This is a genomic window from Actinoplanes sp. NPDC051494 (assembly GCF_044454705.1).
Lineage (GTDB): Bacteria > Actinomycetota > Actinomycetes > Mycobacteriales > Micromonosporaceae > Actinoplanes.
Window position 1 is genome coordinate 157025 of record NZ_JBITDZ010000008.1, and the last position, 21820, is coordinate 178844.

Consider the following 21820-nt stretch of genomic DNA (forward strand, 5'->3'; position numbering starts at 1 on the left):
TCGTGGCTAAGAAGGCGTCCGGCACCCCGGCGACGGTTCTGCTCTCCTCGGCGAAGGTCGCGCACGAGTTGCACCCGTACGAAGTCTCGCCCGATTCCCCCCATTACGGCGCTCTCGTCGCGGCCGCTCTGGGCGTACCCCCCGGGTCGTTGTTCAAGACCTTGATCGCCGAGGTGGACGGCGCGCTGACCGTCGCGGTCGTCCCGGTCACCGGTGAACTCGATCTCAAAGCGCTGGCGGCCGCGTCCGGCGGCAAGAAGGCGGCCCTCGCCGACCGCGCGGCGGCCGAACGCAGCAGCGGTTACGTCCGCGGCGGCATCAGCCCGCTGGGCCAGCGCAAACGGCTGCCGACCGTGATCGACGACTCGGCGCCGGGGCTGGAGTTGATCTACGTCTCGGCCGGCCGCCGGGGTCTGCAGGTCTCCCTGCCGCCGGCCGACCTGATCCGGCTGACCGGTGCCTCGGTGGCCCGGATCAGGACATAACCCGGATCGCCGGTTGTGCTGCGGCGGGTGCCCGGCATACGTTGCCACGCGCGGCCCGGGAGAGGACACCACGTCATGCGTAAGCGAATCGCGCTCCTGGCCGCGGCGGGTCTGCTCGCCGGCGGGGTGACCGCTTGCGGCACCGGGTCCGACGGCTTGCCCGGCAAGGTCGGGGTGATCCTGCCGGACACGGCGACCTCCCAGCGCTGGGACTCCTACGACAAGAAGTATCTGCGGGCCGCGTTCGACCGCGCGGGTGTCACGGCCGACATCCAGAACGCCCAGGGCGACAAGAACCAGTTCCTGACACTGGCCGACGGCATGATCGCGGACGGCGTCACGGTCCTGATGATCGTCAACCTGGACGCCGGCACCGGCCGGGCGGTGCTCGGCCGGGCCCGGGCGGCCGGCGTCCACACGATCGACTACGACCGCCTCACCCCGGACGGCGGCGCCGACTACCACGTCAGTTTCGACAACGTCGCGGTCGGCCGGCTGCAGGGTGAGGGCCTCATCAAGTGCCTGGCCGGCGCGAAGGCCGACCGGCCGATGGTGGCCGCGCTCAACGGCTCCCCCACCGACAACAACGCCACCCTGTTCGCCGAGGGTTACAACGCGGTCCTCGATCCCCGGTACGCCGACGGCACGTTCGTCAAGGGCCCGGACGAGTCGGTACCGGCCTGGGACAACGCCCAGGCCGCGACGATCTTCGAGCAGATGCTCACCGAGCACCGGCAGATCCGGGGCGTGCTGGCCGCCAACGACGGCCTCAGCAACGCGGTGATCTCGGTGCTCAGGAAGCAGGGCCTGAACGGCCGGATCCCGGTCACCGGCCAGGACGCCACCGTGCAGGGACTGCGGAACATCCTCGCCGGCGACCAGTGCATGACCGTGTACAAGGCGATCGAGGACGAGGCCGAGGTCGCCGCCGGCCTGGCCGTCGCGCTGGCCCGCGGCGACCGCGAGCCGGCCACCCCGACCGTCCTGCTCACCCCGCAGGCCATCTACCAGGACAACGTCAACGACGTGGTCAAGGACGGCTTCGTCACCAAGGAGCAGCTCTGCACCGGCGAATTCGCCAGGCTCTGCACCGATCACGGCGTCAGCTGATCATCGACAAGGAGAGCCACCTTTGGCCGCGACACCGTTGCTGGAGCTACGTGGGATCGACAAGAGCTTCGGTCCCGTCCAGGTGCTGCACGACGTCGGACTCAGCGTGTATCCCGGCGAGGTCACCGCGCTCGTCGGCGACAACGGCGCCGGCAAGTCCACCCTGGTCAAGTGCATCAGCGGCATCTACCCCGTCGATGCCGGCACCATGCTGTTCGACGGCGAACCGGTGAGCGTCGGCAGCCCCCGGGAAGCCGCCGACCTCGGCATCGAGATCGTCTATCAGGATCTCGCGCTGTGTGACAACCTGGACATCGTCCAGAACATGTTCCTCGGCCGCGAGAAACTCACCAGCTTCGTCCTGGACGAACCCACGATGGAACAGATGGCCGCCGAAACCCTGGCCAGCCTTTCGGTACGCACGGTGACGTCACTGCGGCAGTCGGTCGCGAGTCTCTCCGGCGGACAGCGGCAGACCGTGGCGATCGCCAAGGCCGTCCTGTGGAACAGCCGCGTCGTCATCCTCGACGAGCCGACCGCCGCGCTCGGCGTCGCCCAGACGGCCCAGGTGCTCGAACTCGTCCGGCGGCTCGCCGACAACGGGCTCGGCGTCGTACTGATCTCGCACAACATGAACGACGTCTTCGCGGTCTCGGACCGCATCGTGGCGCTGTACCTCGGCCGCACCGCGGCGCAGCTCAGGACGACCGACGTCACCCACTCCCAGGTGGTAGAACTGATCACCGCGGGGCGCAGCGCATGAGCTTCTGGAAACGCGACACCGGGAGCTGGTACGCCGTCGCCGGCCTGGTCGTGCTCTGCGCGTTCTTCGGCATCGCCCGGCCCCGGTTCTTCAGCGCCACCAACATCGCCAACCTGTTCCCCCAGGGTGCCGCGGTCGTCCTCATCGCGATGGGCCTGATCTTCGTCCTGCTGCTCGGTGAGATCGACCTGTCCGCGGGCTTCGCGAGCGGGGTCTGCGGCGCGGTCATGGCGACCCTGCTCGCCGACCACGGCTGGGCCTGGTACACCGCGATCCCGGCCGCGCTGGCCGTCGGCCTGCTCATCGGCCTGGTCCTCGGGTTCCTGGTGGCGAAGGTCGGCATACCGTCGTTCGTCGTCACGCTGGCCGGCTTCCTGGCGTTCCAGGGCGTGCTGCTGGTGCTGCTCAGCGGCGGCAAGAACGTCTCGATCCGCGACCCGTTCGTGCTGGCGCTGGCCAACCGGAACGTCCCGCCGGCCCTGAGCTGGGTCCTCGCCGCGGTCGCGGTCGCCGGATACGCGGGCAGTCAGCTGCACCGGGTGCGCCGCCGGGCCGTCCATGGGCTGACGAATGACCCGATGGGTATCGTTGCGGTACGAATCGCCGGGCTCGCGGTCCTGCTGTTCGCCGCGGTCGCCGTCCTGAGCCAGGAGCGCAGCATCAACCCAGAGTCCATCTCGGTGAAGGGCGTGCCGATCGTCGCCCCGGTCATCGCGGCGTTCCTGGTGCTCTGGACGTTCGTGCTGGGCCGCACGGCGTACGGCCGGCATGTCTACGCGGTCGGCGGCAACGTGGAAGCGGCCCGCCGGGCCGGCATCCCGGTGGACCGGATCCGGATCTCGGTCTTCGTCATCGGCTCGTTCATGGCCGCGGTCGGCGGCATCGTCGCGGCGAGCCGGGCCAACTCCGTCGACCCGAACTCGGGCGGCAGCAACGTCCTGCTGTACGCCGTGGGCGCGGCCGTCATCGGCGGCACCAGCCTCTTCGGCGGCAAGGGGCGCGTCTTCTCCGCGGTCATCGGCGGCGCGGTCATCGCGGTGATCGACAACGGCATGGGCCTGATGGGCCTGAGCCCCGGGACGAAGTACATCTTCACCGGCGTCGTCCTGTTGCTGGCGGCGAGTGTGGACGCGCTGTCGCGGCGGCGCGCGGCCTCGACCGGTATCCGATAGCCGCGGGTATGCGGGCGGCCCCGACCCAGGAAGAGGTGCGGCGGCACAATCTGGGCGCCTTGCTGAGATACGTCCACATTCATGGGGCTACGTCCCGGGCGGAACTCACCACCCGGCTAGGCCTCAACCGCAGCACGATCGGCGCGCTCACCGCGGACCTCATCGCCGCCGGGCTCGTCACCGAGAGCAAGGAGTCGCCGAAGACCCGCCGGGCCGGCCGGCCGTCGCTCGTCGTGCGGCCCGAGTCGGCCAAGGTCTACGCGTACGCGCTCAACATCGAGGTCGACCGGCTGCGCGCGGCCCGCGTCGGGCTGGGCGGGAAGATCCTGGACCGCCGGGAAGCCCCCCGGCCCTGGGGCATGCAGGTCGGCGACGCGGTCCAGCCGCTCGCGGGCTTCGTCCACGAGATGCGCGCGGACGTCCCGCCCGGATCCCGGTACGTCGGCGCCGGTCTCGCGATCGCCGGCATGGTGCGCCTCGCGGACGGCATGGTCCGGCTCGCCCCGACGATCGGCTGGGTCGACGAACCCGTCGGGGAGGCGCTGGTCGAGGAGATCGGCGACGTCGGCCCGATGCTGGTCGGCAACATCGCGGACGTCTCGGCGATGGTCGAGCACACCCGCGGCGCGGCGGCCGGCCGGGACAACGTCATCTACCTGTACGGCGACGTGGGTGTCGGTGCCGGCATCATCGCCGGCGGCCGGCGCATCACCGGCAACGGCGGGTACGGCGGCGAGGTCGGCCACATGGTGGTCAACCCGCAGGGGCAACCGTGCAGCTGCGGGTCCCGCGGCTGCTGGGAGACCGAGATCGGCGAATATCCGCTGCTGAAGCTCGCCGGCCGCGCGGACCGCAGCGGCCGGGACGCGGTGCTGGCCGTGGTCGACGCGGCGATGCGCGGCGACTGGGTGGCCCAGCAGGCGGTCCGGCACGTCGGCGACTGGCTCGGACTCGGGGTCGGCAACCTGGTCAACATCTTCAACCCCGAGGCGGTGATCTTCGGGGGCACGCTGCGCGACATCTACCTCGTCGCCGCGGCACAGATCCGCAGCCGGCTCCACGAGGTGGCACTGCCCGAGTGCCGCGCCGACATCCGCCTGCGCACCCCCGAGCTCGGCCAGGACGCCGCACTGATCGGCGCCGCGGAACTCGCGTTCGAGCGGCTCCTGGACGACCCCCGCGACGCACTATGGCCGTGACCCCGTGCCGTTCCGTGGTTTGATCCCGTGCCAGGAGTTCCACAACGCGGCGTAGGAACCGCCGGCCGCGACCAGCTCGTCGTGCGAGCCGAGCTCGGTGATCCGGCCGCCCTCGACCACCGCGACCCGGTCGGCGTCGTGCGCCGAGAAGAGCCGGTGCGCGATCGCCACGACCGTCCGCCCCCGCAGCACGCCCGCCAGCGACTGCTCCAGATCACGGGCGGCCCGCGGGTCCAGCAGGGCGGTCGCCTCGTCCAGCACCAGCGTGTGCGGATCGGCGAGCACCAGCCGGGCCAGCGCCACCTGCTGGGCCTGCGCCGACGACAGCGGCACCCCGCCGGCGCCCAGCACGGTGTCCAGCCCGTCCGGCAGCTGGTCCGCCCACTTCAGAGCGTTCACCGCGGCCAGCGCCTCCCGTACGTCGGTCGGTGACGAGCCCGGCCGCACCATGGCAACGTTGTCGCGCAGCGTCCCCATGAACACGTGATGTTCCTGGCTGACCAGCGCGACCTCGGTCCGGAGCCGGTCCAGCGGCAGATCCGACAGCGGCACCCCGCCGACCGTGAGCGACCCGCTGGTCGGCGTGTGCACCCCGGCCAGCAGCCGGCCCAGCGTCGACTTGCCCGCGCCGGACGGCCCGACGATCGCCAGCCGCTCCCCCGGCGCGATGGTCAGGTTGATGCCGTGCAGCACCTCCCGTCCCTCCACGTAGGAGAAACGCACGTCGGTCGCGACCAGCTCGGTGCCGTCCGGGTGCCGCTGGGTGCCCGGCGCCGCGGTGAACGTGACCCCGAGCAGCCGGGCCAGCGACGCGGCGCCCACCTGCAACTCGTCGAGCCAGCCAAGGAAACGGTCGAGCGGGTCGATGAGCAGCTGGGTGTACAGCACCGCGGTGGTGACCTGGCCCAGGGTGACCCAGCCCTCGAAGTAGTACCAGCCGCCGATGAGCAGCGTGCCGACCACCGGGAGGATGTAACCGAACTCGACCGTCGGGCTCCAGACCGTCCGCAGGTACAACGTGTAGCGCTCGGCCCGCCAGGAGCGCCGCAGATCGGCGTCGGTGCGGCGCACCCGCTGGTCCTGGCGCCGCAGCGCGTCCACCGTGCGCGCCCCCTCGACGGTTTCCGCGAGTCCGTCGGTGACCTGCGAATAGGCGGCGTTCTGCCGCAGATAGCCGGCCGAGGCCCGGCGCAGGTACCAGCGCGCGGAGATCACGATCACCGGCACCGCGATCAGCAACGGCAGCGCCAGCAGCGGGCTGACGAGCAGCAGCGCGCCCACCGCGAGCGTCACCGTGATCAGCGAGATCAACGTCTCGGGTACGGCGAACCGCACGCAGCGCGACAACGCGTCGACGTCCCGCGACGTCCGGGTCAGCAGGTCGCCGGTGCCGGCCCGTTCCACGGTGGACAGCGGAATGGCCAGCACCCGGTCCACGAACTCCTCACGCAGCTCCGCGAGGACCCGCTCACCGAGCCGGGCCGAGGCCAGATAGGCGAGGCGCACGAAGATCGCCTGCACCACGATGAAGACCGCGATCAGGATCGCGATCCGGTCCACCGCCGCGACGGCCGCACGCCGCTGGATGGACTCGACGAGGCTGCCGAGCAGGCGTGGGCCGACCAGACCGGCGATCGCGGCCACGGCGTGCAGGGCGATGGCCGTGCCGAGGGCGCGCGGATGCCGGCGAAACAGCTCGCGGGCGTACCGTCGCACCTGGCGGGTGTCAGCCACCGGGAGCGCGTTGCTCACTCGCGCAGCACCGTCCTCGCATAGGCGAGACTGCCGTCCAGCAGCTCGCGATGGGTTCCCTGGGCGACCGCGAGGCCGTCCTCGACGTAGACGACGTGGTCGGCCCGGTCCAGCACCAGCGGGCTGGTCGAGCAGACGACGGTGGTGCGGCCCTGCCGAGCCGTGCCGAGCCGGCCGGCGATCCGCGCCTCGGTATGCGCGTCCACCGCGCTGGTCGGCTCGACCAGCACCAGGATCTCCGGATCGGCGACCAGCGCCCGCGCCAGCCGCAGCCGTTGCTGCTGACCGCCCGAGAAGCTGCGGCCGCGCTCGGCCACCTCGCTGTCCAGGCCGTCCGGCAGCTCCTCGATCACGTCCCGCGCCGATGCCGCCTCGAGCGCCGCCGGCGTCCGGCCGGTCCGGTCCGGATCCAGGTCGTCGTGCAACGGCCCGGAGAACAGGCGGGCGTCGTTGTCGGCCACCATGATCCGCTCCCGCAGGGCGGACAGATCAAGATCTTTCAGCGGTACGCCGTCCAGCAGCGTCCCGTCGCCGTCACTGGTGTATCTGCCGAGCCGATCGGCGATGGCGACCGCGTCGGCCGGCAGGGCGGCGGCGATGGCCGTCACACACCCCGAGCGCACGGTCACGCCGGAGACCGGATCGACGAGGTCACCACCCGCGGGCACGGGCCGGGGCCGGGGCGATTCCGGCAGGTCGGACTGCACCCGGAGCATGTCGACCACCCGCCGCCCGGAGACGTGACCACGGGTCAGCTTGTCGATCGTCTCGGTGAGCTGGCGCAGCGGGGAGACGAGGAACGCCGCGTACCCGTAGAACGAGACCAGCTGGCCCACCGTGATCCGGCCGGACAGGGCGAAGCGCGCGCCGAGCCAGGTCACCAGCACCAGGAAGATCCCGGGCACCAGGACCTGCGCGCCGTCAAGGAGGGCTTCGACACGGGCCACGCGTACCCCGGCGTCGCGAAGTTCCTGCGACCCCTGCCGGTAGTGCCGCGACATCACCGGCTCACCGCCGACACCGCGCAGCACCCGCAGCCCGCCGACCAGGTCCGTGGCCCGGCCGGTGAGCCGGCCCTGCTTCTCCCGGTATTCCTGCTGGCGATGGTGCAACGGCCGGATCAGCAGGCTGACCACGGCGGTGAGCAGCGGGATCCCGAGCACCACCACCAGGCCCAGCGGCACCGAGGTGAACAACAGGATCGTCGTGACGGTCAGCACCGCCACGACCGCGCCGGTGCCGCGCGCGGTGATGTCGATGGCGTTGCCGATGTGGCTGATGTCCGCCGTCCCGATCGCCACGACCTCACCGGCGTCGAGCCGGCGCGGCATCGCGACACCGAGCCGCCCGGACTGCCGGATGGAGAGCTGGATCGTGCGGAACGCGGCGGAGAGCCAGTTGAACACCGCGCGGCGGTGCCGGAGCACTCCGGCGAGGGCCTGCACGGCACCGACGCCGAGCAGCACCAGACTCCAGAAGAGCAGGTCACCACGGTTGTGCTGGGTCAGGCCGGCGTCGATCGCCTTACCGACGACGGCGGGCACCACGGCCTGGCACACCATCCAGAGGATGGCGAACAGGACCGCGGCGCTGACGGATGGCCAGGTACGCCGGGCGAGCCAGCCGAGATATCGGGTGGCGGACCGGTCATCGGGGGTGCCGGGGTCGGCGGGAGGCAGATCACGCATCGCCCTTCGACGTTACGTAACTACGCCATCACGATCCATAGGCTTATCTATCGACCGGCGTGAAATCCCACACGTGTGGCGACCGGGCCACCAGCTCCTGCGGGGGTGCCGGAAGCTCTCCGGGGGTGTTCCGCCACCGGGAGATAACCACAATGCGCAGATCCGTGGAGGAGTAGACCTCGCTCGACACATGCGAGGGCAGCACCTCCAGTTTCGGCAGCGCCACATCGCAGACCCAGCTCAGCAGCTCGTCGAAGCCGCTCCGCGAGGCCCGTACCTCCCACATCCGTGCGATCATGCCTGGCTTCCTACCCCGCCACCACGATCGAGGTCAATCCCATTGCCGAATCGGCCGGCAGGTCGAGGCGGCTGGGCGCGACACCGGCGGCTACCAGATGTGACCCCAGGGCAGCCACCATCGCCCCGTTGTCGGTGCACAGCTGCGGCCGCGGCACCCGCACCCGGATGCCCAGTTTCGCCGCCCGTTGCTCGGCCAGCACCCGCAACCGGGAGTTCGCGGCGACCCCGCCGCCGATGACCAGCGTCTCGACCCCGTGCTCGCGGCACGCGTCCAGCGCCTTCGCGGTGAGCACGTCGCAGACCGCGTCCTGGAAACTCGCGGCGATATCGGCGACCGGCACCGGCTCGCCACTGCGCTCCTTCGCCTCCACCCACCGGGCCACCGCGGTCTTCAGCCCCGAGAACGAGAAGTCGAACCGGTGCCTGGCCATGTCTTTCGGCCCGGTCAGCCCGCGCGGGAACACGATCGACCGGGGGTCGCCGTCCCGCGCCGTCCGGTCGATCACCGGCCCGCCCGGGAACCCCATCCCCAGCAGCCGGGCGACCTTGTCGAACGCCTCCCCGGCCGCGTCGTCGATCGTGGCGCCCAGCGGCGTCACCCCGGCCGTCAGGTCGTCGACCAGCAACAGGCTCGAATGCCCGCCCGAGACCAGCATCGCCACCGCGGGCTCCGGCAACGGGCCGTGCTCGAGCGTGTCGACCGCCACATGGGCGGCGAGGTGGTTGACCCCGTAGATCGGCTTGTCGGCGGCCAGCGCGTACCCCTTGGCCGCGGCGACCCCGACGAGCAGCGCCCCCGCCAGGCCGGGCCCGGCGGTCACCGCGATCGCGTCGATGTCGTCCAGGGTCACGTTCGCCTCGTCCAGCGCCCGCCGCATCGTCGGCACGAGCGCCTCCAGATGGGCCCGGCTGGCGACCTCCGGCACCACCCCACCGAACCGCGCGTGCTGCTCGACACTGGACGCGATCGCGTCGGCGAGCAGGGTGTGCCCGCGCACGATGCCGATGCCGGTCTCGTCGCAGGAGGTCTCGATCCCGAGGACCAGAGGTTCGTCAGACATCACGCATCATCACCAGGGCGTCGGTGTTGCTGGGCTGGTAGTAACCGCGCCGGATCCCGACCGGCTCGAAATCATGGGAGACGTAGAGTCGCTGGGCGGCGGCGTTGTCGACCGCGACCTCGAGCAGCACCTTGCGGTCGCCGGCCCGTTCCAGCAGCGTCTCGAGCAGCAGCCGCCCGATCCCCCGCTGCTGGGCGGTCCGCTTGACGGCGATGTTCTGCACCCAGCTCTCCTCCCCGTCGATGACCGCCAGCCCGGCATAGCCGACGAGCTCCGTGCCGTCCTCGACGGCCGCCACATAGAAATGCCGCTGGGCGAGCTCGTTCCAGAACATCGACGAAGACCACTTCTCGGACCCGAACAGGTCCTCCTCCATCGGGAGGACCTGTTCGATGTGCCACCACCGGAACCGCTCGACCGAGATCACTGCAGCACGTTCTTCTTCGTCACCGAGGCCACGGCATCCGGCCGGCGCAGGTACAGCGGGGTGAGCGGGTCCCCGTTCGCACCGGCCCGGATCTTGTCCAGGGCCAGCGCGATCAGCGCCTCCCCCGACGGGTACAGCAACCGATCGTCGATCGGGATCCCGAACACGTCGCTGTACTTCAGGGCACCCTCGCCGACGGCCCGCTCGGCGTCGACCACGACGTCGGCCGGCTTCGCGACGTCGGGCTCGGTGACCCGCTTCCCGTCCTGGTAGGTCGCGTAGTAGACCTCCCGCCGACGGGCATCGGTGGCCACCAGCACCCGCCCCGGCCCGGCGGCGCGGCCCAGCGCGTCGAGCGTGCAGACCCCGTAGGCGGGGATCCCCAGCGCCTGCCCCATGGCGGCGGCGGTGGCCAGCCCCACCCGGAGCCCGGTGAACGGCCCGGGCCCGGTGCCGGCGACGATGGCCCCCAGGTCCCGGGGCCGGTAGCCGGCCTCGGCGAGCACCCGCTGAATCTGCGGGGCCAGCAACTCGCCGTGCGCCCGCGGATCAACCGTCCGGCGCTCCCCCAGCCCGCGGAAGGCCCCGCCGCCGACGTCGGCGAGCGCGGCCGTGACGGCGGGCGTAGCGGTGTCCAGACCCAGTACAAGCACCCACAAACCCTAGCGCCGCCCCACCCCGCCTCTGCTGCCAGGCGCTCCGTCAGGCGCGCGGGTCCCAGTTGATCGGCTCACGGCCGGCGTCCGCGAGCGCCTTGTTGGCCGCGCTGAACATCCGGGCGCCGAAGAAGTCCCGGCCGCCGTTCATCGGGCTCGGATGCCCCGACTCGATGACCGTGTGCGCCGGGTTGGTGACCAGCTCGGCCTTCTTGCGGGCATAAGCCCCCCACAGCAGGAACACTATGCGCTCGTCTCGTGCGTTGAGGGCCCGGATCGTGGCGTCGGTGAAGACCTCCCAGCCCTTGTTCTTGTGCGACGCGGCCGCACCGGCTTTCACCGTCAGCACGGAGTTGAGCAGCAGGATGCCCTGCTTGGCCCACCCGGTGAGATCACCGCTGCGCGACGGCGCGACCCCGACGTCCTCGGCCAGTTCCTTGTAGACGTTGCGCAACGAGGGCGGCACCCGCACGCCCTCGCGGACGCTGAAGCTGAGCCCGTGCGCCTGCCCCGGCCCGTGGTACGGATCCTGGCCGAGCAGCAACACCCGGGTCTGCTCCGGCTCGCACCACCGGTAGGCCGCGAACAGGTCCTCGACCGGCGGGTACACCGTCTGCGTCGCATACTGCTCGGTCACGAACGCACTCAGCTTCTCGGTGGCCGCGGCGTCGAGGAACGGCGTCAACTCCGCGCGCCAGGTGGGCGGGAGCAGCTCGGGCAGGTTCACATCATCTCCGTTTTGTGCAGTCTGTCGGCCCAGTCGCCGCCGTGCGGGACGAGATCGATGACGCGGGTGTCGTCGTCGAGGCGCTCGATGCGCACGGCGAGGTATTCGTCGTTCAACTGCTCGACCAGCCCGGCGCCCCACTCGACCACCGTGACCGCGTCCTCGGCCGAGGCGTCCAGATCAAGATCGTCGATCTCGGCCCGGGGGTCCGCGGCGTCCCCCAGCCGGTACGCGTCCGCGTGCACCATCGGCAGCGAACCACCGAGCGAGGGGTCGGGTCGATGCACCCGGGCGATCACGAACGTCGGCGAGGTGACGGCCCCGAATACGCCCAGGCCCGCCCCGATGCCCTGGACCAGCGCGGTCTTGCCGGCCCCGAGCGGCCCGGTGAGCAGCAGGAGGTCGCCCCCGCGCAGCAACCCGGCCAGCCGCCGCCCGAAGGCGTGGGTGTCCTCCACGGTCGCCAGCCGGATCCCGGTGACCGTCATGAGATCTTGTCCAGGAACGGGAGCAGAGCCGCGTTCACCTCGTCCGCCTTCTCCAGCATGACCACGTGGCCGCTGTTGTCGATCTTCACCAACTCGGCCTCCGGCAGGTGCCGGAGGATCTCCTCGGAATGGGTCACCGGCGTCAGGTAGTCCTTCGTGCCGACCAGGACCAGCACCGGGACACCCGACAGCGCCGACAACGCCGGGAAGCGGTTGTGGGTGTAGAGCGTGTGCAGGTATTTGGTCAGCGTCTCGACCGACGTCTTGGAATTCATGTGCTCCACGAACGTGACCAACGACGGGCTGGGCCGTGGGTCGCCGAAACCGTACCTGCGGGTCAGCAACCACGCGAGGTCGGACGACACCACCCGGGCCCGGTCGATGGCGGTGCCCCCGAGCCGCGCCGAGACGCCCCACAGCGGGAAGAACGGCGCGCTGGCCCGCGCCACCAGTGTGGGCAGGCCGAGTGTGCTCTTGTCGATCAGACCGGCCGATGTGGACATGAGCACCACACCGGTCACCCGCTCACCGAACCACTCCGGATACTGCTCCGCGAACGCCATGATCGTCATGCCGCCCATGGAGTGCCCGACGAGAATGATGTGCCCGTCGGGAACGGTGGCGTCGAGCACCGCGGCGAGCGACTTGCCCAGCGCCGCGATGTCGTACTCACCGGACCGCAGCCGGCTCGACCGCCCGTGCCCCGGCTGGTCGTAGAAGACGAGCCGATGGTCGCCGCGCTCGGTCAGCGCCTGTCGCTGGAAGTAGAAGGTGCCCATGTCCAGGGCGAATCCGTGCACGAACACGATCGTCGGCTTGTCGCCGGGCTGCTTCGCCTCCACGATCTCGACGTGCAGGTCGGTGCCGTCCGCGGCGGTGACGGTCAGCTCCTCGTCGAACGTCTGGTCCTCGAAGGCCTCGTCGGCGTGCGGGTCGTTCGGCACGTTGACCGACCTGCGCACCAGCACCCGCTCGACGGCGAACGCGGTGGCGAGCCCGGCCGCGGCGACCCCGACCACGGCACCGGCGATGCCGACCTGTTTGGCCCGCTTGCTCGGGATCGACCAGACGGGGCTCACGACAGCACCCCCTCGGCTCCGTCATAGACCCGCGGGACGCGTGAGCCCCCGAACCGGGTCACGATCTCGTAGTTGATGGTGCCGATCGCGTCGGCCCAGTCCGTCGCGGTCGGTTCGCCCCCGGTGCCCGGCCCGAACAACGTCGCCACCTCCCCGGCCTGGACCGGGTCGTCACCGCAGTCCAGCACGATCTGGTCCATGCACACCCGGCCGGCGATCGTGCGCACCGCACCGCCGAGCAGCACCGGGCCCACGTTGGAGGCATGCCGCGGCACCCCGTCGCCGTAGCCGAGCGGCACCAACGCCAGCGTCGTCTCGCGCGCGGTGTGGTACGCGTGCCCGTACGAGACGCCCTGCCCCCGCGGCACGCGTTTGGTCAGCGTGACCCGGGCGCGCGCGGTCATCGCCGGGCGCAGACCCGCGGGCTGCGGGCCGGCCAGCGGCGACAGCCCGTAGATCGCCAGCCCGGGACGGACCAGGTCGTAGTGGGCGTCCGGCCGGGTCAGGGTGGCCGCGGAATTCGCGATGTGGCGGTAGCGCGGCTCGATGCCGTAACGCGCCGCGACGGCCAGGGCGTCAGCGAACGCCGCGAGCTGCTGGTCGTTCATCTCGTGCTCCGGCTCGTCCGAGCGGACGAAGTGGCTCCAGACCCCGACGACCTCCAGGTCACCGTCGGCCTGTGCCTTGGCCGCAGCCTCCACCAGCGCCGGCCATTCCGCCGGCGTCGCCCCACCGCGCGCCAGACCGGTGTCGATCTTCAGGTGTACGCGGGCAGCCCGGCCGGCGAGACGTGCCCCGGCCACCACGTCGCCGAGTTGGAGCAGCGTGCCCGCGTTGAGGTCGACCCCCGCCTCGACGCCACCCCGCAGCGGCACCCCGGGGGCGTGCAGCCACGCCAGCACGGGTGCGGTGATCCCCGCCCCCCGCAATGCGAGCGCCTCGTCGAGGGTCGCGACCCCCAGCCACGTAGCGCCGCCGGCCAGCGCGGCCCGGGCGGCGGGCACCATGCCGTGCCCATACCCGTCCGCCTTGACGACGGCCATGACCTCGGCGCTCGTGCCCGCGCACAGGGTCGCCACGTTGTCCCGGATGGCGTCCAGATCGACGCGAACTTCGGCCTGCCACATGTTCATCAGCCTACTGAGGGGTGCGACAGAAACGGGGTCACAGCAGGTCCGCCAGCACCGGGCGCAGCGCCTCGGCCACATCGGCGGACGTCGCCGGGCCGTCCTGCCCGGCCCGGCGCCCGGCCAGCCCGTGGACGTACGCGGCCGAGACCGCCGCCCGGTCCGCGGGGAGCCCGGCGGCCAGCAACGACCCCAGCAGCCCCGCGAGCACGTCACCTGAACCCGCGGTCGCCAGCTCGGCGCTCCCGGTCGGATTGACCCACGCCTCGCCGGCCGGTGTCGCCACGATGGTGCGGTCGCCCTTGAGCAGCACCACCGCGTCGAGCTCGGCCGCCAGTCCCAGTGCCGCACCCAACCGATCGGCACCGGGCGCCGCCCCGGTCAGCCGGGCGAACTCCCCGTCGTGCGGTGTGAGCACCAACGGCGCGTCCCGACGCAGCTCATCGGCGTGCTGACCGTCGGCGAGCAGGGTCAGCGCGTCGGCGTCGAGCAGGACCGGGAGCGACGTCGCCAGGACACCGCGCAGCTCGGCGCGGGCATCCTCGCCGGTCCCCAGCCCGGACCCGCACACCCAGGCCTGGACCCGGCCGGACTCCGAGACCCGTTCCGTGGCGACCACCGACGGGTGTCCCGCCAGCACCTCCCGGGCCGCTGAGCCCGAATACCGGACCATGCCGGTGGGACCCGCCTGCGCACCGGTGACGGACAGCACCGCCGCGCCCGGATACCGCGCGGAACCGGTAGCCACCCCGACCACCCCGCGGTTGTATTTGTCCGACGACGCGGAGGGCCGTGGCCACCAGGACGAGATGTCGGACACATCAGCCACGCGTACGGCCGGATCAGCCCGCAATGTCGCACCGAGCCCGATATCGATCAGCTCGACGTGGCCCGCCAGAGCCGCGGCCGCACCCACCACATGGGCGGGCTTGAGGCACCCGAACGTCACCGTGACATCTGCACGCACCGCGTCCCCGGGCACGTCGCCGGTGTCGACAGTCACGCCACTGGGCACGTCGACGGCCACCACCGGAGCCCGGGCCCCGTCCCGCCCGCGAAGACCGGCGAGCCTGTTCACCAACGCGGCCGCCGGGGCACGTAGCCCTCCGGTGGCGCCGATGCCCACGATGCCGTCCACGACGAGGTCGGCCCTCGGTGGCAGATCGCCGGCCGTGCGACCACCGGCCCGCCGCAACGCCCGCAGCCCTTCGGCGTGCACCCGGTCGGGCTGGAGCAGGATCGCGAGCACCGCCGCACCCCGGGACGCGAGCCGCGCCCCGGCGTAGAGCGCGTCGCCACCGTTGTCACCACTGCCGACCAGCAGCACGACCGTCGCGCCGTAGACACCGCCGCTCTCCTGGAGCAGCAGCGCGCACCGGCGGGCCAGACCTGCCGCGGCACGCTGCATCAGGGTGCCGTCCGGAACGGTCGCCATCAGTGCCTTCTCGGCGGAGCGTACGTCCACCACCCGCCATGCCTGTCGCATCCGCTGCTCCCCTCGCCGTTGTGTCTCAGGTCTCGGCGACCACCATCGCCGAGGCAATACCGCCGTCGTGGGACAACGACAGGTGCCAGCGGTTGACCCCCCGCGCGGCCGCGGCGGCCGCGACCGTGCCGGAGACGGTCAGCCACGGCCGGCCGTCCGGATCCGAGACGATCTCGCAGTCGTGCCAGCGCAGCCCCGCCGGAGCACCCAGCGCCTTCGCCACGGCCTCCTTGGCCGCGAACCGGGCGGCCAGGGATTCCGGCGCGCGGGGGTTGCCGGACGACGTCGTCCGTTCCGAGTCGGTGAAGAGCCGGTCGGCGAGCAGAGGCGTTCTTTCCAGCGCCCGGCCGAACCGTTCCACCAGCACCACATCGATCCCGACAGACACGATCACACGGCCAACCCTATCGGGACCGAGTTATCCACAGCCCGGCTCCGGCGGCATACGAGGGTTATCCACAGGCCGGTCCCGGCCGGGCCCCGGACCTCCTAACGTCATCGGCCCGACTCCCCGTGACAAGGAGGTGGCCGATGAGATCCGATCTCGAGGTGGACACCGAGGCTCTGCGCGCCTGGGCCGCAACGCTGCGAAGAAGAAGTGACCGGATGGACCCTGATCCGCTGCCGCCGGCGGCCGGCCCGCGCTGGTCCTCGACCTCCGCCGGTGCCGCCGCGGCGCAGGCCGCACGCCGGGCGCTCACCCTTCTGCTCGGCGATCTGCAGGCGATCGGCCGGGCCGCCGAGGCCGCGGCCGGCGACTACGAGGACGTGGACGCTGGGGTCGCGACCCGGATGCGGGGCGAGCGATGACGCTGCTGCAGCAGACCGATCCCGCCCACTGGCGGGAGCTCGCGCTGGCCTGGCGCGGCTGGGCCGCGATCGCCGGCCGCTGGGTGGCCGAGATCAAGGAGTGCTCGGCGGCGCTGCGCGACATCTGGGTGGGCCGGTGCGCCGAGGCGGCGACCGCCGCCCTGGGCCGGATCGTGCTCCGGCTGACCCTGTTCCGGCTCGGCTGCTGGGCGGCCGACCAGGCGCTGAGCGAGTTCGCGGCGGCGCTGACCCGCGCGAAGCACGCCGATGATCCGATGGCCGCGCAGACGGTGGATGCCACTACCGCTGGGTTGCTCGACGACCTCTTCGTCAGCACGGCGACACCACCGGCGGTCGATCAACCGTCCTGCACCGCCTCGGCGACCGAGGTCCGCCGCTGGTGGGAGCGGCTCGGCCCGGCTCAGCGGGATCAGGCCCTGGCCACCCATCCGGGCCGGCTCGGCTCGCTCGACGGCATCCCCGCCGCCGCAAGGGACCGGGCCAATCGTCTGTTGCTCGACGAAGAGGGGCAACTGGCCGCGCGGCTCGCGGCGGGGGACGGGCCCCGGGCATACCTCATGGGTGTCGACCCGGCGGGCGACGGCCGTGCGGTGGTCGCACTCGGCGACCCGGATCGGGCCGGGGCCGTCCTCACCCACGTGCCGGGCATGACCGCGGACCTCGCGTCGTTCGATGGCGAGCTCGCCCGCGCGGAGCGGGTCGCCGTGCGGGCGGCCGAGATGGCACCGCAGAGCGCCACGAGCACGATCATGTGGCTCGGCTACGACGCGCCGGACGGCATCGTGCAGGCGGCGAGCCCGGCGCAGGCGATCTCCGGGGCCGACGGGCTACGGCGCTTCCAGGACGGGCTTCGCGCCACCCACCAGGGCGGACCCGCCCGGCAGACCGTGCTCGGGCACAGCTACGGATCGCTGGTGGTCGGCGAGGCCGCGGCGCGCCCTGGTCTGGCCGCCGACAGCGTGGTCTTCGTCGGCTCCCCGGGGGTCGGGGTGGATTCCGCGGCGGAGCTGGCCGTGCCGCGCGACGAGGTCTGGGCCGCCACGTCCCTGACCGACGTCATCCAATGGGCGGCGGTCTCCCCGGGCAGTTTCGCCGAGGATCTCGCGCTGAGCCGCACCGGCCCGATCGGTGCGGCGATCGCGTTCCTGACTCCCGAGAAGGACCTGTATTTCGGCACCAACCCGGCCGACCCGGCGTTCGGCGCCCGCACGCTCGCGGTGCAGCCGGGCGCCGGGCACCTCGGTTACTGGGATGAGGGGCGCCCGGCGCTGGACGCCCTCACCCGGATCACCCTGGGGCGGGGCGATGTCATTCCACAGTGACGGATTTGGCCAGGTTGCGGGGCTGGTCGACGTCGTGACCCCGGGCGGCGGCGATCTCGCAGGCGAGGATCTGCAGCGGCACCGTGGTCATGAGCGGCGCCAGCAACGTGGGCGTGCGCGGCACCGGGATCAGGTGGTCGGCGTATGCGATCACCTCGTCGTCGCCTTCCTCGGCGATGACGATCGTGCGGGCCCCGCGGGCGCGCACCTCCTGAATGTTCGAGACGACCTTGTCCCGCAGGACCCCCCGGCCGGCCGGCGACGGGACCACGCAGACCACCGGGGTGCCCTTGTCGATCAGCGCGATCGGGCCGTGCTTGAGCTCGCCGGCCGCGAAGCCCTCGGCGTGCATGTAGGCGAGTTCCTTGAGCTTGAGCGCGCCTTCCAGGGCCACCGGGAACCCGACGTGGCGCCCGATGAAGAGCACGGTCGACGCGGTCTTCAGGTCCCGGGCCAGCTCGCGGACGGATTCCATCTGGGTCAGCAGCTCACGCAGGTTGTCCGGGGTGCGCCGCAGACGGGAGACGACCGCCGCGACCTCGTCGGCGTACATCACGCCGCGGACCTGCGCGAGGTGCAGACCGATCAGGTAACAGGCGACCAGCTGGGTCAGGAACGCCTTCGTCGATGCGACGGCGATCTCCGGCCCACCGTGGGTGTACAGAACCGCGTCGGACTCGCGGGGGATCGTGGAGCCGTTGGTGTTGCAGATGGCCAGCACACGGGCCTTCTGCTCCTTGGCGTGCCGCAGCGCCATGAGCGTGTCCATGGTCTCACCCGACTGGCTGATCGCGATGACCAGCGTCGAGCGGTCCAGCACCGGGTCGCGGTATCGGAACTCGCTGGCGAACTCGACCTCGCACGGGATCCGGGTCCAGTGCTCGATGGCGTACTTCGCCACCATGCCGGAGTGGTACGCGGTGCCGCAGGCGATGATGAAGATCTTGTCGACGTCGCGCAGGTCCTGGTCGGTGAGGCGCACCTCGTCGAGGACGATCTCGCCGCGCTCGGAGAGCCGGCCGAGCAGCGTGTCCGCGATGGCCTGCGGCTGCTCGGCGATCTCCTTCAGCATGAAGTAGTCGTAACCGCCCTTTTCCGCGGCCGAGGCGTCCCAGTCGATATGGAATTCCTTGCCCGTGGCGGCTTCACCGTTGAAGTCGGTGATCTCGATGCCGGCCGGGGTGATGAGCACGACCTGGTCCTGGCCCAGCTCGATCGCCTCGCGGGTGTGCTCGATGAAGGCGGCGACGTCGCTGGCCAGGAAGTTCTCCCCCTGACCGCGGCCCACCACCAGCGGCGAGTTGCGACGGGCGGCGACCACCGCGTCGGGGACCTCGACATCGATCGCCAGCAGCGTGAACGCGCCCTCCAGGCGGTTCACCGTGCGGCGCATCCCCTCGGCCAGCAGGTGCGGACCGGTGAGGTCGGTGCCGGCCTCGCGCAGGGCCCGCATCTGGGCGGCGAGCAGGTGCGCGGCGCACTCGGTGTCGGTGTCGCTGACGAACTCGACGCCGGACGCCTCCAGCTCGGCCCGCAGCCGCCCGAAGTTCTCGATGATGCCGTTGTGGATCACGGCGACCCGGCCGTCGGCCGACAGGTGCGGGTGCGCGTTGCGGTCCGTCGGCCCACCGTGGGTGGCCCAGCGGGTGTGCCCGATGGCGGTCGAGCCGGTCGAGATCCCGTCGCTGCTCCGCTCAGCCAGAGCCTTTTCGAGGTTTGCCAGCTTGCCGGCCTTCTTCTCGGTCAGGATGACGTTGTCGTCCACCACCGCGATACCGGCGGAGTCATAGCCGCGGTACTCCAGGCGCCGGAGTCCGTCCAACACGATCGGCAGCGCCGGGCGCCCACCCACGTAACCCACGATCCCACACATGTGGGGCAGCGTAGCGGACTTTCGCTCACGAGGGATGCTCGAGAACCACACTTTCGAGCACGACTCTTGATCGAAAGGACCGTTGGGCGGCTGCTGCGCCGACGCCGGTGCAGGTCAGCGGCGATCGCGACACGTCCGGGTGATCCGCGACTGGCAGCGGGGGCGTACCGTCGGGCACAAGCCCTGCCAGGAGAGACAATTGAGCTACCCACCGCCGCCTTCGGACCCCACCGGTCCGCCCCCGCCCGAAGAACCGCACGCGCTCTCCGGCCCGCCCCCGTTCCAGCCGCCCCCGTTCCAGCAGCCCCAGTTCAAGCCGGGGCATGCGGCACTGCCCCCGAGCGGCCCGCCGGACGGCTACCCGCGCACCGAACAGTTCCCGGCGACCCCGCCCTACGGACAGCAGGGCTACGCCCCGCCGCCGAACTACGGCCCGGGTTATGGCCAACCCGGTTACGCCCAGCCGGGTTATGCCCAGCCGGGGTACGGCCCGCCACCCGGTCCGCCGCCGAAGCGCAACAAGGCGCCCCTGATCCTGGTGCTCGTCGCGATCACGCTGCTGCTGTGCGCGGGTGGGGTGACCGCGATCGTGCTGGCCGTGAACAAGGCCACCGACAAGGCCAAGGAAACGATCAACTCGCTGCCGGACGTGCCGGAGGTCCCGGACATCCAGGTCCCGGACGAGCCGACCGAGCTGCCCACCGACTTCCCGACCCTGCTGCCGAACCTGCCCGGCGAGGGTCCCGAGATCACCGTCGAGTACGAGGTCACCGGCGACGGCCCGGCCCAGATCCTGTACATCGACCAGCTGGACCAGGCCCCGAAACAGCTCCGGAACCAGGAGCTGCCGTGGAGCACCACGGTGAAGATCCGTGGCGCGGGCCTCGTCTCGGTGATCGCCGTCCGCGGCAACGTCACCACGGGCACCATCAGCTGCACAGCCACGGTCGACGGCGAGGAAGTGGCCCAGAAGACGGCCACGGGCGGCATCGTCACCGCCGGCTGCACCAAGCTCGTCTACTGAGCCGGGCCGCCCCAGGGCCTAGGCTGATCGATGTGACGTCGTCAATCTCGGCCGACCCGCTCGTCAGCCGTATGCGCCCGTTCGGCACCACCATCTTCACCGAGATGTCCGCGCTGGCCGCACGGACCGGAGCGGTCAACCTCGGCCAGGGGTTCCCGGACACCGACGGCCCGCCGGAGATGCTCGCCGCGGCCGCCGCGGCGCTGACCTCCGGCGCCAACCAGTACCCGCCGCTGCCCGGCATCCCGGCGTTGCGTCAGGCGGTCGCCGCTCACGAGCAGCGGTTCTGGGGGCTGTCGCGGGACCCGGACACCGAGGTCGTCGTCACCGCCGGCGCGACCGAGGCCGTCGCCGCCGCGATCCTCGGGCTGTGTGAGGCCGGGGACGAGGTGGTCTGCTTCGAGCCCTACTACGACTCGTACGCGGCCTCCATCGCGCTGGCCGGCGCGGTCAGGAGACCCGTCACGCTGCGGCCGGGGCCGGACGGCAGGTACGCCTTCGATGCCGGCGAGCTGCGGGCGGCGTTCGGGCCCCGGACCCGGATGGTGCTGCTCAACTCCCCGCACAACCCCACCGGCAAGGTCTTCACGACCGAGGAACTGACCCTGGTCGCCCAGCTCTGCCAGGACCACGATGTGTACGCGGTGACGGACGAGGTCTACGAGCATCTCGTCTTCACCGACGCGTCCACGCCGCACGTGCCGCTCGCCACCCTGCCCGGCATGCGGGAGCGCACGCTGCGGATCTCCTCGGCGGGCAAGAGCTTCTCGTGCACCGGATGGAAGGTCGGCTGGGCCACCGGGCCGGCCGCACTGGTCTCCACCGCACTGCGCGTGAAGCAGTTCCTGACGTTCGTCAACGCCGGGCCACTGCAGCCCGCGGTCGCCGTGGCCCTGGGGTTGCCGGACACCTACTTCACCGGTTTCCGGGACGGGCTCGAGGCGCGGCGGGACCGGCTGGTCGCGGGCCTGACCGACGCGGGGTTCGGGGTGCTGCCGTCCGAGGGCACCTACTTCGTGACAGCCGACATCAGGCCGCTGGGCGGGACCGACGGTGCTGACTTCTGCCGCGGCCTCCCGGAGCGTTGCGGCGTGGTCGCGGTGCCCACCCAGGTCTTCTACGACCGGCAGGAACACGGCCGGCACCTGATCCGCTTCGCCTTCTGCAAACGCGAGGACGTGATCGACGAGGCCGCTCGCCGCCTGCGCACCCTGGCCTGAGCACCCTGGGCTGAACACCCTGGCCTGAAC

The 21820-nt window shown here is 71.6% G+C and carries 21 protein-coding genes and 1 pseudogene; 9 read left to right on the top strand and 13 right to left on the bottom strand.

The features are described from left to right. Nucleotides 1-2 precede the first annotated feature (2 nt). The 5 genes and pseudogenes from ybaK to ACIA6A_RS26150 all read left to right on the top strand — a co-directional run bounded on the left by ybaK (nt 3) and on the right by ACIA6A_RS26150 (nt 4729). The gene (gene ybaK / locus ACIA6A_RS26130; protein WP_396100487.1) at nt 3-485 is read left to right on the top strand and encodes a Cys-tRNA(Pro) deacylase; all 483 of its coding nucleotides are present in this window, start codon (nt 3-5) and stop codon (nt 483-485) included. A gap of 75 nt (nt 486-560) precedes the next feature. Beyond that, nucleotides 561-1595, top strand: coding sequence for a sugar ABC transporter substrate-binding protein (locus ACIA6A_RS26135; protein ID WP_396100488.1), 1035 nt, complete (start codon nt 561-563; stop codon nt 1593-1595). A gap of 22 nt (nt 1596-1617) precedes the next feature. Next, complete coding sequence (locus ACIA6A_RS26140) at nt 1618-2358, top strand: ATP-binding cassette domain-containing protein (protein WP_396100489.1); 741 nt, start codon at nt 1618-1620, stop codon at nt 2356-2358. Between the two features lie 14 nt (nt 2359-2372). Beyond that, nucleotides 2373-3530 (top strand): annotated as a pseudogene (locus ACIA6A_RS26145) (sugar ABC transporter permease); the annotation flags it as partial. An 8-nt stretch (nt 3531-3538) separates the two neighbouring features. Next, a complete protein-coding gene (locus ACIA6A_RS26150) occupies nt 3539-4729 on the top strand; it encodes an ROK family protein (protein ID WP_396100490.1) in 1191 nt (396 codons plus the stop codon). On the opposite strand, the gene ACIA6A_RS26155 is transcribed toward ACIA6A_RS26150, so the two are convergent. Genes ACIA6A_RS26155 through ACIA6A_RS26210 form a run of 12 tightly spaced genes read right to left on the bottom strand, consistent with a single transcriptional unit; the run spans nt 4718 to nt 15914 of the window. Next, complete coding sequence (locus tag ACIA6A_RS26155; protein ID WP_396100491.1) at nt 4718-6481, bottom strand: ABC transporter ATP-binding protein; 1764 nt, start codon at nt 6479-6481, stop codon at nt 4718-4720. The two genes, ACIA6A_RS26150 and ACIA6A_RS26155, sit on opposite strands and share 12 nt — an antisense overlap. Beyond that, the gene (locus tag ACIA6A_RS26160; protein WP_396100492.1) at nt 6478-8169 is read right to left on the bottom strand and encodes an ABC transporter ATP-binding protein; all 1692 of its coding nucleotides are present in this window, start codon (nt 8167-8169) and stop codon (nt 6478-6480) included. The genes ACIA6A_RS26155 and ACIA6A_RS26160 overlap by 4 nt, the downstream gene beginning before the upstream one ends. A 43-nt stretch (nt 8170-8212) precedes the next feature. Further along, nucleotides 8213-8467 (bottom strand): hypothetical protein, encoded by a 255-nt coding sequence (locus ACIA6A_RS26165; protein WP_396100493.1) that lies wholly within the window; start codon nt 8465-8467, stop codon nt 8213-8215. A gap of 10 nt (nt 8468-8477) precedes the next feature. After that, nucleotides 8478-9530, bottom strand: coding sequence for a tRNA (adenosine(37)-N6)-threonylcarbamoyltransferase complex transferase subunit TsaD (gene tsaD / locus ACIA6A_RS26170; RefSeq protein WP_396100494.1), 1053 nt, complete (start codon nt 9528-9530; stop codon nt 8478-8480). Further along, a complete protein-coding gene (gene rimI / locus ACIA6A_RS26175) occupies nt 9523-9954 on the bottom strand; it encodes a ribosomal protein S18-alanine N-acetyltransferase (RefSeq protein ID WP_396100758.1) in 432 nt (143 codons plus the stop codon). Before rimI ends, tsaD begins: the two co-directional genes overlap by 8 nt. Then, entirely contained in the window at nt 9954-10610 is a 657-nt protein-coding gene (gene tsaB, locus ACIA6A_RS26180; protein ID WP_396100495.1) for a tRNA (adenosine(37)-N6)-threonylcarbamoyltransferase complex dimerization subunit type 1 TsaB, read from the bottom strand. The genes rimI and tsaB overlap by 1 nt, the downstream gene beginning before the upstream one ends. Nucleotides 10611-10659: 49 nt before the next feature. Continuing rightward, nucleotides 10660-11340 carry a uracil-DNA glycosylase gene (gene ung, locus ACIA6A_RS26185; protein WP_396100496.1) on the bottom strand — a complete coding sequence of 227 codons (681 nt, stop codon included), beginning with the start codon at nt 11338-11340 and terminating at the stop codon, nt 10660-10662. Continuing rightward, complete coding sequence (gene tsaE, locus ACIA6A_RS26190) at nt 11337-11828, bottom strand: tRNA (adenosine(37)-N6)-threonylcarbamoyltransferase complex ATPase subunit type 1 TsaE (RefSeq protein ID WP_396100497.1); 492 nt, start codon at nt 11826-11828, stop codon at nt 11337-11339. The genes ung and tsaE overlap by 4 nt, the downstream gene beginning before the upstream one ends. Further along, nucleotides 11825-12907 (bottom strand): alpha/beta fold hydrolase, encoded by a 1083-nt coding sequence (locus ACIA6A_RS26195; protein WP_396100498.1) that lies wholly within the window; start codon nt 12905-12907, stop codon nt 11825-11827. Before ACIA6A_RS26195 ends, tsaE begins: the two co-directional genes overlap by 4 nt. Further along, a complete protein-coding gene (gene alr, locus ACIA6A_RS26200) occupies nt 12904-14034 on the bottom strand; it encodes an alanine racemase (RefSeq protein ID WP_396100499.1) in 1131 nt (376 codons plus the stop codon). The genes ACIA6A_RS26195 and alr overlap by 4 nt, the downstream gene beginning before the upstream one ends. A 37-nt stretch (nt 14035-14071) precedes the next feature. Further along, the gene (locus ACIA6A_RS26205) at nt 14072-15520 is read right to left on the bottom strand and encodes an NAD(P)H-hydrate dehydratase (protein WP_396100500.1); all 1449 of its coding nucleotides are present in this window, start codon (nt 15518-15520) and stop codon (nt 14072-14074) included. A gap of 25 nt (nt 15521-15545) precedes the next feature. Further along, nucleotides 15546-15914, bottom strand: coding sequence for a holo-ACP synthase (locus tag ACIA6A_RS26210; RefSeq protein ID WP_396100501.1), 369 nt, complete (start codon nt 15912-15914; stop codon nt 15546-15548). A gap of 137 nt (nt 15915-16051) precedes the next feature. Here ACIA6A_RS26210 and ACIA6A_RS26215 point away from each other — a divergent pair, with 137 nt between their 5' ends. Continuing rightward, a complete protein-coding gene (locus ACIA6A_RS26215; protein WP_396100502.1) occupies nt 16052-16330 on the top strand; it encodes a hypothetical protein in 279 nt (92 codons plus the stop codon). Continuing rightward, a complete protein-coding gene (locus ACIA6A_RS26220) occupies nt 16327-17673 on the top strand; it encodes an alpha/beta hydrolase (RefSeq protein ID WP_396100503.1) in 1347 nt (448 codons plus the stop codon). The genes ACIA6A_RS26215 and ACIA6A_RS26220 overlap by 4 nt, the downstream gene beginning before the upstream one ends. Here the strand turns inward: ACIA6A_RS26220 and glmS are convergent. Beyond that, on the bottom strand, nt 17660-19546 hold the full coding sequence (glmS, locus tag ACIA6A_RS26225) for a glutamine--fructose-6-phosphate transaminase (isomerizing) (protein WP_396100504.1): 1887 nt from the start codon (nt 19544-19546) through the stop codon (nt 17660-17662). The genes ACIA6A_RS26220 and glmS overlap by 14 nt on opposite strands. 199 nt (nt 19547-19745) lie before the next feature. Here glmS and ACIA6A_RS26230 point away from each other — a divergent pair, with 199 nt between their 5' ends. Together ACIA6A_RS26230 and ACIA6A_RS26235 are read left to right on the top strand one after the other, a co-directional pair. Beyond that, complete coding sequence (locus ACIA6A_RS26230) at nt 19746-20570, top strand: MmpS family transport accessory protein (protein WP_396100505.1); 825 nt, start codon at nt 19746-19748, stop codon at nt 20568-20570. 44 nt (nt 20571-20614) lie between these two features. Further along, nucleotides 20615-21790, top strand: a complete 1176-nt coding sequence (locus tag ACIA6A_RS26235) for a pyridoxal phosphate-dependent aminotransferase (RefSeq protein WP_396100759.1) — start codon at nt 20615-20617, stop codon at nt 21788-21790. Nucleotides 21791-21820 lie beyond the last annotated feature (30 nt).

Excerpts from the sequence above, each read along its gene's own strand:
- ACIA6A_RS26160 (WP_396100492.1), bottom strand. The coding sequence starts at position 8,169 with ATGCGTGATCTGCCTCCCGCCGACCCCGGCACCCCCGATGACCGGTCC.
- ACIA6A_RS26165 (WP_396100493.1), bottom strand. The coding sequence starts at position 8,467 with ATGATCGCACGGATGTGGGAGGTACGGGCCTCGCGGAGCGGCTTCGAC.
- alr (WP_396100499.1), bottom strand. The coding sequence starts at position 14,034 with ATGTGGCAGGCCGAAGTTCGCGTCGATCTGGACGCCATCCGGGACAAC.
- tsaE (WP_396100497.1), bottom strand. The coding sequence starts at position 11,828 with ATGACGGTCACCGGGATCCGGCTGGCGACCGTGGAGGACACCCACGCC.
- tsaD (WP_396100494.1), bottom strand. The coding sequence starts at position 9,530 with ATGTCTGACGAACCTCTGGTCCTCGGGATCGAGACCTCCTGCGACGAG.
- ACIA6A_RS26215 (WP_396100502.1), top strand. The coding sequence starts at position 16,052 with ATGAGATCCGATCTCGAGGTGGACACCGAGGCTCTGCGCGCCTGGGCC.
- ACIA6A_RS26150 (WP_396100490.1), top strand. The coding sequence starts at position 3,539 with ATGCGGGCGGCCCCGACCCAGGAAGAGGTGCGGCGGCACAATCTGGGC.
- glmS (WP_396100504.1), bottom strand. The coding sequence starts at position 19,546 with ATGTGTGGGATCGTGGGTTACGTGGGTGGGCGCCCGGCGCTGCCGATC.
- ACIA6A_RS26135 (WP_396100488.1), top strand. The coding sequence starts at position 561 with ATGCGTAAGCGAATCGCGCTCCTGGCCGCGGCGGGTCTGCTCGCCGGC.
- ACIA6A_RS26205 (WP_396100500.1), bottom strand. The coding sequence starts at position 15,520 with ATGCGACAGGCATGGCGGGTGGTGGACGTACGCTCCGCCGAGAAGGCA.
- ACIA6A_RS26220 (WP_396100503.1), top strand. The coding sequence starts at position 16,327 with ATGACGCTGCTGCAGCAGACCGATCCCGCCCACTGGCGGGAGCTCGCG.